The 12,557-nt window shown below is 57.4% G+C and carries 9 protein-coding genes and 4 tRNA genes; all 13 read right to left on the reverse strand.

The window, feature by feature from the left end; translation table 11 throughout:
* Positions 1-27 precede the first annotated feature (27 nt).
* The 13 genes from DW870_RS06755 to gpmI all read right to left on the reverse strand — a co-directional run bounded on the left by DW870_RS06755 (position 28) and on the right by gpmI (position 12,553).
* Positions 28-103: transfer RNA gene (locus DW870_RS06755), tRNA-Gly, on the reverse strand.
* Between the two features lie 42 nt (positions 104-145).
* Positions 146-219: transfer RNA gene (locus DW870_RS06760), tRNA-Cys, on the reverse strand.
* Positions 220-253: 34 nt separating this feature from the next.
* Positions 254-329 (reverse strand) — tRNA-Gly (locus DW870_RS06765).
* Positions 330-434: 105 nt separating this feature from the next.
* Entirely contained in the window at positions 435-1,181 is a 747-nt protein-coding gene (locus DW870_RS06770; RefSeq protein WP_055286928.1) for an anti-sigma factor antagonist, read from the reverse strand.
* Between the two features lie 78 nt (positions 1,182-1,259).
* Complete coding sequence (locus tag DW870_RS06775; RefSeq protein WP_117848751.1) at positions 1,260-3,605, reverse strand: GAF domain-containing SpoIIE family protein phosphatase; 2,346 nt, start codon at positions 3,603-3,605, stop codon at positions 1,260-1,262.
* Between the two features lie 59 nt (positions 3,606-3,664).
* A tRNA-Leu gene (locus tag DW870_RS06780) sits at positions 3,665-3,754 on the reverse strand.
* A 590-nt stretch (positions 3,755-4,344) separates the two neighbouring features.
* The gene (locus DW870_RS06785; protein WP_022094888.1) at positions 4,345-5,373 is read right to left on the reverse strand and encodes an ABC transporter ATP-binding protein; all 1,029 of its coding nucleotides are present in this window, start codon (positions 5,371-5,373) and stop codon (positions 4,345-4,347) included.
* Positions 5,373-6,464, reverse strand: a complete 1,092-nt coding sequence (locus tag DW870_RS06790) for an ABC transporter ATP-binding protein (protein ID WP_117877268.1) — start codon at positions 6,462-6,464, stop codon at positions 5,373-5,375. The genes DW870_RS06785 and DW870_RS06790 overlap by 1 nt, the downstream gene beginning before the upstream one ends.
* Before the next feature lie 2 nt (positions 6,465-6,466).
* Positions 6,467-7,402, reverse strand: a complete 936-nt coding sequence (locus DW870_RS06795) for an ABC transporter permease (RefSeq protein ID WP_055286934.1) — start codon at positions 7,400-7,402, stop codon at positions 6,467-6,469.
* Between the two features lie 14 nt (positions 7,403-7,416).
* Complete coding sequence (locus DW870_RS06800) at positions 7,417-8,454, reverse strand: ABC transporter permease (RefSeq protein WP_117877270.1); 1,038 nt, start codon at positions 8,452-8,454, stop codon at positions 7,417-7,419.
* A gap of 156 nt (positions 8,455-8,610) precedes the next feature.
* A complete protein-coding gene (locus tag DW870_RS06805; protein WP_233547403.1) occupies positions 8,611-10,287 on the reverse strand; it encodes an ABC transporter substrate-binding protein in 1,677 nt (558 codons plus the stop codon).
* A 293-nt stretch (positions 10,288-10,580) separates the two neighbouring features.
* The gene (gene secG / locus DW870_RS06810) at positions 10,581-10,835 is read right to left on the reverse strand and encodes a preprotein translocase subunit SecG (RefSeq protein WP_006236144.1); all 255 of its coding nucleotides are present in this window, start codon (positions 10,833-10,835) and stop codon (positions 10,581-10,583) included.
* A 164-nt stretch (positions 10,836-10,999) separates the two neighbouring features.
* A complete protein-coding gene (gene gpmI / locus DW870_RS06815; protein ID WP_117877273.1) occupies positions 11,000-12,553 on the reverse strand; it encodes a 2,3-bisphosphoglycerate-independent phosphoglycerate mutase in 1,554 nt (517 codons plus the stop codon).
* Positions 12,554-12,557 lie beyond the last annotated feature (4 nt).

The raw sequence follows: 12,557 nt of genomic DNA on the forward strand, positions 1-12,557 counted from the left end.
CTACCGTAGTAGTCGGGCTGCTGCGTTTGGAGCGGACAACGGGGCTCGAACCCGCGACCCCAACCTTGGCAAGGTTGTGCTCTACCAACTGAGCCATGTCCGCATATGTAAAACAAAACGGGCGCCGGAGCGCCCGGATGTTGCCTGGAGGCGAAGCCCGGATTCGAACCGGGGGTAAAGGCTTTGCAGGCCTCTGCCTTACCACTTGGCCACTTCGCCGAAAAAGGACCGCCTAAACGGTCCGGAAATGCAATGGAGCGGACAACGGGGCTCGAACCCGCGACCCCAACCTTGGCAAGGTTGTGCTCTACCAACTGAGCCATGTCCGCTTGCGGGTTATTAATTTACGCGAGTTGTCCAAAAGACGCAAGTACTTTTTTCAAAAAACTTGTCTGCCGCATGTTCTTAGTAGCCAAACGCGCTAAAGCGATTGGCTAGGCACACGATTCCAGCGCTCCGCTAAACAGCTTCACCATCTGCACGCGCGTGCCGGCGCCGTCCGTACGACGAGCAACCTCCACGTTATCGACGAGCATACGCATAAGCTTGATACCACGGCCGCGTTCCTCAGATGCAACCGGCTCGCTCGTTTCATCGATAGAATAGCCGGCACCTCGATCAAGCACCTCAACCACAACGCGATCGCCATAGGCTTGAACCGTCAGGACGCACCCGATGCCGCCCGCATGGTCATAGGCATTACCCAGCGCCTCCCCCGACGCCAATGCGACATCGTAGCGCTCGTCACGGCGCAACGGAAGCGATTCAAGGAGTTCGGCGATGCGATGTCGGTAGTATGGAAGATTCTCGATACCCTGACGGACCTCGACGCTCTTACTCCAGCGAGGCAGCTCCCCCACCGGAATAGCGGGAATAGACTCCCGTGCCGGCCCCGCGACATGAAGGATATCGACAAGACGAGCAATCTCCAAAAAGCGAACAACTTCACCTGATGCATTGACGAGCGAAAGCAGGCCTTCTCGCCTCATGAGCTCACGAGCGCGCGTAAGCAGGAATGCCAAGCCCGTCGAATCGATAAAGCTAACAGCCTGACAGTTGATGACGACACGACGCACGCCGCGGCCAATCAAAGCATCCAACCGCCGACGCAGCGCAGGCACCGTGGCGATGTCGATATCGCCTGGTGGCGTCAAAACCGCTATGTCATTCCACTCATTCATACGACCATGGTTCCCCAAAAAAGCCCACTCGATGCATTCGTTTCCCCAACCGTACGGATTCAGCCCGCCCAGCGTCGTCTATGAACGACCCCGTAAAAACTCAAGGGACACCAATGCAATGTCATCGTCCAGCGCCGATTCGGTAAATCGGTCAAGCTCGCCCAAGACCTTGCCGCAAATGCCCGACACGCCCTCCCCCGAAACAGAAAGCAGAAGGTCGCGCAAGCGCTGCTCGCCAAAGAACGCTCCGGTGCGGTCGCGGGCCTCAATCGTTCCATCCGTATACATGAAGAGCATGTCGCCGGGGGCGAACGTAAACACGCCTGTCTCGTACACCATGCTCTCAAAGGCACCGATTACGCCCGATTGGCATCCAAGCAGCTCGACCTCTCCCCCACGGGACTCGCCGCCACCCAGCGGCATCGACTCTGGCCTGATGACCATGGTCGGAGGATGGCCCGCCGAACAATACGTTGCGCGTCCGGCTTTAAGGTCAATCTTGGCGATAAAGGCTGTCACGAACGTCTCGACCCTCGAAAAGCCCATGAGCATGCTGTTAAGGGAGCGTGCCATGCGGGCCGGTCCAGCGCCCTCCCAGGCATATGCCGTCAGGGCCGTCTTGACGAGCGCGGACATCGATGCGGCCTCAATGCCTTTGCCAGACACATCACCCAGAATCATGACGGCGCAGTCGTCGGGAAGACGAATGAGCGTATAGAAATCGCCGCCGACCAACGCCGAATTCGTGGCAGACAGGTACACCGAATCGGTTGCGATACCCGGAACATCCCCCAGGGAATTTCTCATGCCGATCTGGAGGGTCTGAGCGATATGGCGCTCCTCGCGCTTTTGAGATTCGCCTTCGTAGATCAGTTCAAAGTCATGCGCCAAGTGCACCAAGTAGTCATATTCAAGGTCATCAATCGGCTCTTGGCTACCATCACGAAGCAGCAGCGCGCGCGTAGTCGGGCTCTTCGCAACAGAAGCAGGAACAATCGCGTCGTTACTGTGTTTGCCATCACCCTCAGAGCGCAGGCGCCCCGCCTCGATGCCGGAGTCGACGTAGAGACCTTGACAAGGCAGACCATGCGCCCTAAGCCAGCCTCCCATAGGCATCGATTCGTCAACGCGAGTTATACGGACGTGTTTAAGGTCCTCGGCACTCGTGCCGCCCAAAACAGATGCCTCAAAGCCATCAGGGCCAGCCCCCAGACGTGCCGCCGGCGCCGTCGTGGAAAAGAAAAGCTTCTCGGGATCGTCCGGCAAGGCAACGCGACTGCCGCCTTCAAAATCTATGACGTAGGAGTCCAGACTGGCGTCATACTCAACAGGACAAAAATGGCAGTTGAGCATATTGCAGATCTCGGACGATACCGCCTGGGTAGCCGCGGCGGAATCGTCTAGAAAGGTAAACAACTCATCACGTAAGACATTGAGCGAGCGGCCAAGCTCGGCCGTACGACGAGAACGAAGGCTCGATGCCATGCCGACCAGCTGGATAGACAGGTAATCGCAAATGACCTCGAGTACATTAACGTCATAGGCGAGCGGTGCCTGGGGGCGTTTCCAACCAACTTCCAGCACGCCAAGGATCTGCGTACCGTAAAAAACGGGAAGACAGATCTCGCTGCGGTACGGAGGCATATCCTGCACGCGCAACAGGTGCTTAGAACGATTGTCCAAGTCCATGAACATACCGGAGGCGGCCCTATCGCCCTCAAGGTCCTGTTGAATCGACAAGCGACAGGCACGCGACTCGCGAAGAACATACGTCGGAATGCCAGCGCCATACGGCAAAAACTCGGGCAGATAGCTGTCGTACAGCTCCTTGGAAACACCGCGTAGCTTAAAACCGCCGCTCTCAGAAAAATAGATAGCGGCACCCGAAGCATCGAGCGTTCCTACAAGCTGGTTCAAAACGGTATCAAGCAGGCTGGGCAACTCATCGGAGCCCACAGTGCTCATAATGACCGAGAGCGTGCCAGACAGACGTTTGTTCGCCACTCTAAGCTCCGATAACGCACGCTTGAGTTGACGGTCGTGAGAATACTGTTCCTCGATACTGTGAAGCGCCACCAGGACACGTGGTGCACGGCGCCCAAAGATGCGTGGAGGCGTTACGGAGCCCGCACGAACCAAGACGGGGATAAAAGAGCCGTCACTCAGCTTGAGCATCAGTTCGTTCTCGGAGCCATCAGTTTCAAATGGCAGACGATGTTCCGTCGCACGTTCAAAAGCGGACGAGTACAGGACGTCTTTAACATCTCCACCGATGACGTCGGCGCGTTCCTCGCACATCAAACCAAGTAAGCGATTATTCACATGCAGAATGGTTCCGTCGAGCTCGCAGATGATGACAGCATCGCTCGTGATCTCGACTAGCTGGGCAACGTCTGCCCACTCGTTGCGTTCAAGCGTTTCCATCGTGGACCTCACCGTCTATCGGTAACAAAAAAGCCTCCGAAGAGGCTTCTCAAATGCGATGGTGTCGGAGGCGGGACTTGAACCCGCATGACCAAAAAGCGGTCACTAGCACCTCAAGCTAGCGCGTCTGCCAATTCCGCCACTCCGACATGCTATGTTGTTGATTCACAGTTCGTTTTGTTGGACCCGCGCGTTCAACGAGGAAGATAATAACCTATGATTCGAGAACTGTGCAAGCACTTTTTTCAAAAAAGTTTACGAATTTGTAAATGAGCAGGTAGATCCGTATGTCCGGCCCCGAATCGGTGTTGCCTCCCGGCGCGTCCTCGGGCATGAGCGATATTTTGCTGCGCACTTCGTGCTGCAAAATATCGCTCCCCCTGCGGAATGCGCCGGGAGGCAACACCGATTCGGGGCCTGCAAATACGTACTTCAGGCACAGTTCTCAAACATGTTCTGAGGGCTGATATAAATTTAGTGGCTCGGCCTTGCCGAGCCCTTATATAAGGAGGCCGGAGCTAAAGCTCCGGCCTCACTCAATTTCTTATTAGATAAAGTGAGCGATCGAGGAATCGCACTCCCCTGCCGAGTTACCGCAGGGCCCGCCCTGGCGTTGCTTTTCAGAACATCCCGCAGGACGCAAGAAACCCCCGCCGCACGAAGTGCGCAGCGGGGGTTTCTTGCATGTCCGAGGACGTTCTGAAAAGTAACACCAGGGCGGGCCCGGACAAACAACCGACTACAGGTCGATGTGCGATTCCTTGATCGGGAACGGCTCCGCGAAGTGGCAGGCGCAGCAGTGGCCCGGTGCGACTTCCTTAAACTCGGGAAGCTTCTCGGAGCAGATGCCCTGCGCGATCGGACAGCGCGTGTGGAAACGGCAGCCGGTCGGCGGATCCAGCGGCGACGGCGGATCGCCAGCGAGGATGATGCGCTTGCGGGTCTTCTGGATATCAGGATCGGGAACCGGCACGGCAGACAGCAGCGACTGCGTGTACGGATGGTGAGGCTCACTGTAGAGCGTCTTCCAGTCCGAAACCTCGACCATCTTGCCCAGATACATAACGGCAACGCGATCGGAGATATGCTGCACGACAGACAGGTCGTGGGCGATAAACAAATATGCAGTACCGAACTTGTCCTGGAGTTCCTTGAGCAGGTTCAGAACCTGGGCCTGAATGGACACATCCAGAGCGGAAACCGGCTCGTCGCAGATAATCAGCTTGGGCTTCAGCGCAAATGCACGGGCAATGCCGACACGCTGACGCTGACCGCCGGAGAACTCATGAGGATAGCGGTTAATGTGCTCGGGGTTCAGTCCGACAACGTCGAGAAGCTCGCGGACACGCTCAATGCGCTCCTCCTTGGTGCCCACGCCGTGAATGGTCATGGGCTCGGAGACGATCTCACCGATAGTCATACGAGGATTGAGCGAAGCATAAGGATCCTGGAAGATGAACTGCATCTCGCGACGCATATCCTTGATCTCGTGCTTGCTCATCTCGGCAACGTCTTTGCCCTGGAAGAACACTTTGCCGGCCGTCGGCTTGGTGAGGCGCATGATGGTACGGCCCGTGGTGGACTTACCGCAACCGGACTCGCCGACCAGACCAAAGGTCTCGCCAGGATAGATCTCGAACGAAATGTCGTTCACAGCAGAGACGACACGCTTGGAGAAGCGCTTGGCGAACATGCCGGACTCAGCGGGAAACTCCTTAGAGAGGTGCTCGACCTTCAGCAGCGGAGTACGCTCGTTGGTATCTGCCATTACGCCTCGCCTCCCTTCTTGGAATCCTTGCGCGTACGGGACGTCTCAGGAGCGTTCTTGAGGAACTCGGGGTCACCGGAGTAGTGGCACGCAGAGTAGTGACCAGACTCGGTGACAACGCGCTCGGGGCGCTGCTTGCGGCACTTATCGGTCGCATAGGGGCAACGAGGCGAGAACACGCAGCCCTCGGGCAGGTTCATGAGCGAAGGCGGGTTGCCGTGAATCGGCGTAAGCGGTTTCTTCTCATCGATAGCCTGCTCCGGGATGGAGCGAATCAGGCCCCAGGTATAGGGGTGGCGGCTCTCGTAGAAGATTTCCTCAGCAGTACCGAACTCGACGGGACGACCGGCGTACATAACCATGATCTTGTCGGCCATATCGGCGACGACACCCAGGTCATGGGTAATCATGATGATGGCGTTGCCGTTCTTCTCCTGCATTTCCTGCATAAGCTCAATAATCTGAGCCTGAATGGTAACGTCCAGGGCAGTCGTGGGCTCGTCGGCAATCAGAATATCGGGATCGCAGGCAAGAGCCATAGCAATCATGACGCGCTGACGCATACCGCCAGAGAACTGGTGCGGATACTCATTGACGCGCTTCTCGGGCTCGGGAATACCAACGAGGTCCAAAAGCTCGGTGGCGCGCTTGAGCGCCTCCTGCTTGGAGTAGCCACGGTGCAGACGAAGACCCTCGCCCACCTGCTTGCCGATCTTATAGACCGGGTTCAAGGAGGTCATAGGATCTTGGAAGATCATCGCGATGTCGTTACCGCGAATGTGCTGCATCTCTTCCTCGGTCATCTCGAGAATAGAACGACCGCGATAGCGAACGTCGCCGCCCTCGATCTTTCCCGGAGGCATCGAGATGAGGCCCATGATGGTCATGGCGGTCACGGACTTACCGGAGCCGGACTCACCGACGACACCCAGGGTCTCGCCGCGATCGAGCGTGTAGGACACACCGTCGACAGCGCGAACGACACCATCCTCGGTATGGAAATACATCTTAAGGTCATCGACCTCGAGCAGATGCTGGCCCTCGGGAACCGGCTGCTCCTTCAGGTCCACATAGTTCTTGTTCTTCTTCATCCTTATGCGTCCTTCATCTTGACGTCGAGGGCGTCGCGCAGACCGTCACCCAGCAGGGTGAAGGCGAGCACCGTCGAGAGAATTGCCAGACCGGGCATGATCATCATCCAGGGAGCAGTCAGCAGATACTGCTGACCATCCTGAATCATGGAGCCCCACGAAGGCGTAGGCGGAATAACGCCCATGCCGAGGAAGGACAGAGCGGACTCGGTCAGAATGGCGCCACCAATGTTCATAGTCGCGTAGACCACGATGGAAGCGACGGAGTTCGGGAAGATGTGACGCACGACGATACGAGCATCAGATGCACCCATCGCGCGCGCAGCGTCAACATAGTCGTTTTCCTTGACCGTCAGGATCGCGGATCGGAAGACGCGCGCAATCGAAGGCCAGCCGAGAATACCGATGGCGATAAAGACGTTCTGAAGACCACGGCCGATAACGGCGATCATGGCGACAACGAACAGCACGTACGGGAATGCCAGGAAGATATCCGCGCAGCGCATGATGATCGTATCCCAGATACCGCCGTAGAAACCGGCCAGAGCACCCATGACCAGACCGATCACCGTGGAGATTGCGGTGGCCATAATGCCGACGGAAAGCGAAACGCGTGCACCGTAGATAACACGGACAAGAATGTCACGGCCAAGGGCGTCGGTACCAAACGGGTGCTCGGCACACGGAGCCAGCAGCGACGTCTCGGCCATGGTGGTCGAGTCGGAAGCCGTCGGCGAACCGAGCCAGGGCTTAGCCCACAGATCTGCGGTCAGGGCAACCACAACGACGATGATGATCCAGCAGACACCGATAACGGCGAGCTTGTTCTTACGAAGACGCTTAAAAGCGTCGCCCCACAGTGTGCGGGACTTAGCGGGAGCAGATGCGGCCTTGGTGGCGGTAGCCTGCTCCTGAGACTGAGAATCAGTTTCCTGCATGAGACGTACCTCCCTTAGGCCTTATCCGACGGACCGCCAAGGCGGATGCGCGGGTCGAGGAATGCATAGCTAATGTCGACGAGCAGGTTGATCACCATGACGACGACGACGATGAGCGTAACGCCGCCCATAACGATGGGCCAGTCACGCATGCTAATGGCGCGATAGACCTCATAGCCGATACCGGGCCAGTTAAAGACCGTCTCGGTCAGGATGGCGCCCGAAAGCATGCCGCCAAAGTCGACACCAATATAGGTAACGACGGGGATGAGTGCATTCTTAAGCGCGTGCTTGATGATGATCGCGCGATTGGAGAGACCCTTGGCCTTTGCCGTACGGATGTAATCCTGGTTCATGACGTCAAGCAGCTGCGAGCGCATAATGCGGGCGGCGTAAGCGGTCGAAACCGAAGCCAGCGTAATGGTCGGAAGCACATAGTGCATCCAATCCTGATACTGAGAGCTGGAACCGCCGGCACCCGAGATCGGCATGGAGAATGCACCGCCCGTGGCGTCCTTGAGAATGACGCCAAAGAACAGTTGCAGCAACATACCGAGCCAGAAAGCCGGGACGGCAACGAGGATCGAAGTGGTGAGCGTTACCAAAATATCCCAGAAGGAATAACGCTTAACCGCCGAAATGATACCCGCACCGATACCCATGATTGCCTCGAGCACGATGGCGCACGCGGCAAGTTTGACCGTATACGGATACTTCTGGGCAAAGATTTCCGTAACCGGCAGCTTGCGCTGATACGAATTGCCCAGATCGCCATGAAGCAGGCCGTTCATGTAATACAAGTAACGGTCCACGAGCGACGTTTGAACGGGGTCGCCGTTCTCGTCAAGGATCGCGTTGCCATCCTCGTCCGACTGGACCAGGTGATAGCGGACGCGAAGCTGAAGCTCCACCTCGGGGGACAGAGCCTTGTCTCCACCGATCAGCTTGATCGGATCTCCCGGCACGATATTCTGGAGGGCGAACAGAATCAGCGTAACGCCCAAAAACACCGGGATGAACTGAAGCACACGTTTAACGATGTACTTACCCATACCACTCCCCTATCTAGGGATTAACCTAAATGGGATGCCGATCGCCAGACCGGCATCCCAAAATTACCATCAGCCAGTTTACCCCAGGTTAGGGAGAACTGTATGTTTCCCATGAGGTCTACGTAAATACTTGACCCTCACGGAAGCTGCAAACTCTTAGGCGAGCTCAGCGGTACCCAGCTCGGCATGCTTCTGCGGATCGACATAGAGGTGCTTGATGCGATCGGAGCCGACGATGGTGTGCGTGTAGAACATCACCGGGATGACCGGGCAGTCGGCAGCGACCATTGCGTCGGCCTCCTGCATCTTAGCGACGCGCTCTTCATCGTCAACCGTGGTACGAGCCTCGTCGACCTTGGCGTCGAACTCGGGGTTGTTGTAACCAGAGCGGTTGTCGCCACCGAGGGAGTCGGAGTGGAACAGCGGATACAGGAAGTTGTCCATGATCGGGTAGTCGGCAATCCAACCCAGACGACCGAACTGATAGTTGAAGTTCTGATACTGCTCGAGCAGGGCAGACCACTCAGGGGTATCGGAAGTAGCGGTAACGCCAACCTTGGCGAGGTCGCCGATGATGGACTCCATGATCTCCTTGTGGCCACCGTCCTGGTTGTAGGAAAGGGTCACGTTAATGCCACGATCGCCGTTGGCGTCAGCGGGAGCAACCTTGTCGAGGTACTCGTTAGCCTTGTCGACGTCGTAGGCGCAGAACTCCCATGCGCCCTCCTTGTAGCCATCGATGCCCGGAGGAACAATGCCGTCGGCGGGGGTACGGGTACCCTTGAAGATGGTCTTGCAGATGGCCTCACGGTTAATGGCCAGGGAGATACCCCTGCGCAGGTCGGCGTTGTTGAACGGCTCGGCCGTGTTGTTGCAGGTCAGGTAGTAGGTGGAAGGCTCGGAGCCGAGCAGCATGCGCTCGCCGTCGCCCATGGTGTAGCCGTCCTTGGACACGCCGCGATCCTTCTTGGCGGCGTCGATCTGAGCAACGGGAACGTCGCAGACGTCGAGGTTACCGGCCTGGAACTCCTTGTAAGCAGTCTCCATGTCCTTGATGACCTGGAAGTGGATGCCATCGATCTTGGCCTTGTCGCCATAGTAATCGTCGAACTTCTTGAGGTTGATCTCCTGACCATCCTCCCACTTGCCGTCCATCATGAACGGGCCGTTACCGACCGGTGCAAGATAGAAGCTCTTGGCATCGGACTCGGCGCACTCGGGAACCGGGGCCAAAGCCGGGTGAGAGGCGACGAAGGGGAAGTCGGCGTAAGCGGAAGACAGCTTGACGACGAGGGTCTCATCGTCGGGGCAGGTAACACCGCTGAGCTCGGTAGCGTTACCGGCAAGCAGATCGTCATAGCCCTCGACCATGGAAAGGTGATAGGAGACCTCGGAAGGGCCATACTCGGTAGCGATGGCCGACTTGGTGTTGACCAGACGCTCCCAACCGAGCTTGAAGGACTTGGAGGTAACGTCGTCACCGTTGTGGAACTTGGCCTTCTTGATCTTGAAGGTAAACTCGGTGGCGTCGTCGTTGGCCTCGAAGGACTCGCAAGCCAGCGGAACGATCTCGCCCTTCTCGGCGTCATAAGAGGTCAGAGCGTCAAAGAGCTGGTACTCGACCTGAGTGCCCTGGTCCTCCTGGACATTGTAGGGGTCGATGCAGACCGGGTTGTTGATGTAGAAGTTCAGCGTCGAACCGGACTCAGAACCGGAAGCGTCGCCGCCCTTCTTGCCACATGCGGCAAGAAAAGCCATGGAGCTCGCAGCAAGGGTGCCGCCGACAAAGGCGCGACGACCCATAACGGGCTGGTGGAACATAGAATCAGCCATGCCATCCTCCTTATGAGATAGGACAAAGAAATGTTCAGTCGGACACATGTCGAGGCAATCCGATCCGAACCATCAAAACGCCGTCCGTTGCTATGGCTGGTTATGCACAACGGAGCAACGTTTTGCAATACAGTAGCGCATTTTATGCACGATTTGGGGCTAATTCCGGTTAACGGTCGAGAATTTCTTTAGTTGGGCGAAGTATGTGGTGATATTCTGGCTCTGTTACAAGTCTGTAAACAAAAAGGGCCCCGCACATGCGGGACCCTTTTCAAACGTATATACGCCGATGCTTAGTAGCCGACGATGCCCTGCGGGAAGAAGAACATGCACAGGACGACGCACACGGCAAAAACAACGGCCATAATTACCGTCAGGCGATCGAGGTTCTGCTCCATGACGCCCGTGGCAGAGCTGGAGTTATACAGCGAGCTAGCGATCATATCCGAAACGCCGGTGCCCTTACCGGAATGCATCAGGACGAGAATCGTCAGCGCCACGGCAGAGACAGCCCAAACGACAAACAGAAGAATCTGGAACGGACCCATAGATAAGCTCCTTAATAGAACAGTTCAAACTCCAGTACTGTACCACAATCCCCCGCTCTCCCCTACCTGCCACTCAAGGACGGGGCGGAAATGGCAGAAATACCAAAAAGGGGGTTGTCCCGTTGTGGACGACCCCCTTACTAGAAAACGGTATTTGTTTTCTATTAGGCCTCGGTGGCGAGCACGCGGCCCGTCATCTCGGCGGAAGGCTCAATACCAGCCATGGTGAGCATGGTCGGAGCGATATCGGAAAGACGGCCGTCCTCGATACCAGTGAGCTTGGCCTTCTCATCAACGATGATGAACGGCACGCGGTTGGTGGTGTGAGCCGTAAACGGATGCTTAGAACCGTCGGAAGCAACGTCAAACATGTGATCGGCGTTGCCGTGGTCGGCGGTAATCAGCGCAAAGCCGCCCTTGGCGAGAATCGCCGGGACAACCTTGGACAGGGCATCGTCAACAGCCTCGACGGCCTTAACGGCGGCGTCGAAGACACCGGTGTGACCAACCATGTCGCAGTTCGCGAAGTTCACGATGTAGAAATCAGCGCGATCCTCGTTGATGGCGGCGACAAGCTTCTCAGTAACCTCGGGAGCGCTCATCTCAGGCTGCAGATCGTAGGTAGCGACCTTGGGGGAAGCGACGAGCACGCGCTCCTCGCCCTCCTTGGGCTCCTCGATGCCGCCGTTGAGGAAGAACGTCACATGGGCGTACTTCTCGGTCTCGGCGGTGTGCAGCTGCTTCAGGCCGTTGGCGGCGATAACGTCGGCCAGGACGTTCTCGGGGAACGTCTTGGGGAAAGCGACCTCGACGTCAAACGTCGGATCGTACTCGGTCATCGTCACAAAGTGCGAAAGCTTGATCTGCTCGCGCTCAAAGCCGTCGAACTCCTTGTCCGTGAACACGCGGGTCATCTGACGAGCGCGGTCGGGACGGAAGTTGAAGAAGATGGCCGCGTCGCCCTCGTGGATGCCCTCGTTGTGGGCAGCGAAGGGCTCGACGAACTCGTCGCCGCGCGGGTCCTTCTCGTAGTAGGCCTTGATACCGGCAACGGGGTCGGTATCGGCATCGGAAGCGTTGACCATGACGTCGTAGGCGCGCTGGATGCGCTCCCAACGATTATCGCGGTCCATGGCCCAATAACGGCCCGAGACGGTGGCAACGCGAGCGTCGCAACCGGTCTCCTCGGAGATCTTGGCCAGGAAGGCGCAGAACTCACTCATGTAACCGGCACCGGACTGCGGGTCAACGTCGCGGCCATCCATGAAGGCGTGGACGCGAACGGTCTTGACACCGTGCTCGGCAGCCATCTTGACCAGGGCCTCGACGTGGTTCATGTGAGAATGAACACCGCCAGGGCTCATAAGACCCATGAGGTGAAGGGTCTTGCCGTCAGCCTTGACGTCGTCCATAGCCTTGACGAAGACCTCGTTCTTGGCGATGGAGCCATCCTTGATGGCGTTGTTGATGCGCGAAAGCTCCTGGAACACGATACGGCCGGCACCGATGTTGAGGTGACCCACCTCGGAGTTGCCCATCTGACCGTCGGGAAGGCCCACGTCCTCGCCCGAAGCGCCGAGCGTAGTGTGGGGATACTTCTCGTACAGGCTATCAAGGAAGGGCGTCTTGGCAGCGGCGACGGCGTTCTCGCCATCGGCCGGAGCAAGGCCGCAGCCGTCCATGATAATCAGGAGTGCAGGAAGATGACGCTGTGCCATATGT

Source organism: Collinsella sp. AM38-1BH (assembly GCF_003467545.1).
GTDB lineage: Bacteria > Actinomycetota > Coriobacteriia > Coriobacteriales > Coriobacteriaceae > Collinsella.

Excerpts from the sequence above, each read along its gene's own strand:
- DW870_RS06770 (WP_055286928.1), bottom strand. The coding sequence starts at position 1,181 with ATGAATGAGTGGAATGACATAGCGGTTTTGACGCCACCAGGCGATATC.
- DW870_RS06775 (WP_117848751.1), bottom strand. The coding sequence starts at position 3,605 with ATGGAAACGCTTGAACGCAACGAGTGGGCAGACGTTGCCCAGCTAGTC.
- DW870_RS06785 (WP_022094888.1), bottom strand. The coding sequence starts at position 5,373 with ATGGCAGATACCAACGAGCGTACTCCGCTGCTGAAGGTCGAGCACCTC.
- DW870_RS06790 (WP_117877268.1), bottom strand. The coding sequence starts at position 6,464 with ATGAAGAAGAACAAGAACTATGTGGACCTGAAGGAGCAGCCGGTTCCC.
- DW870_RS06795 (WP_055286934.1), bottom strand. The coding sequence starts at position 7,402 with ATGCAGGAAACTGATTCTCAGTCTCAGGAGCAGGCTACCGCCACCAAG.
- DW870_RS06800 (WP_117877270.1), bottom strand. The coding sequence starts at position 8,454 with ATGGGTAAGTACATCGTTAAACGTGTGCTTCAGTTCATCCCGGTGTTT.
- DW870_RS06805 (WP_233547403.1), bottom strand. The coding sequence starts at position 10,287 with ATGGCTGATTCTATGTTCCACCAGCCCGTTATGGGTCGTCGCGCCTTT.
- secG (WP_006236144.1), bottom strand. The coding sequence starts at position 10,835 with ATGGGTCCGTTCCAGATTCTTCTGTTTGTCGTTTGGGCTGTCTCTGCC.
- gpmI (WP_117877273.1), bottom strand. The coding sequence starts at position 12,553 with ATGGCACAGCGTCATCTTCCTGCACTCCTGATTATCATGGACGGCTGC.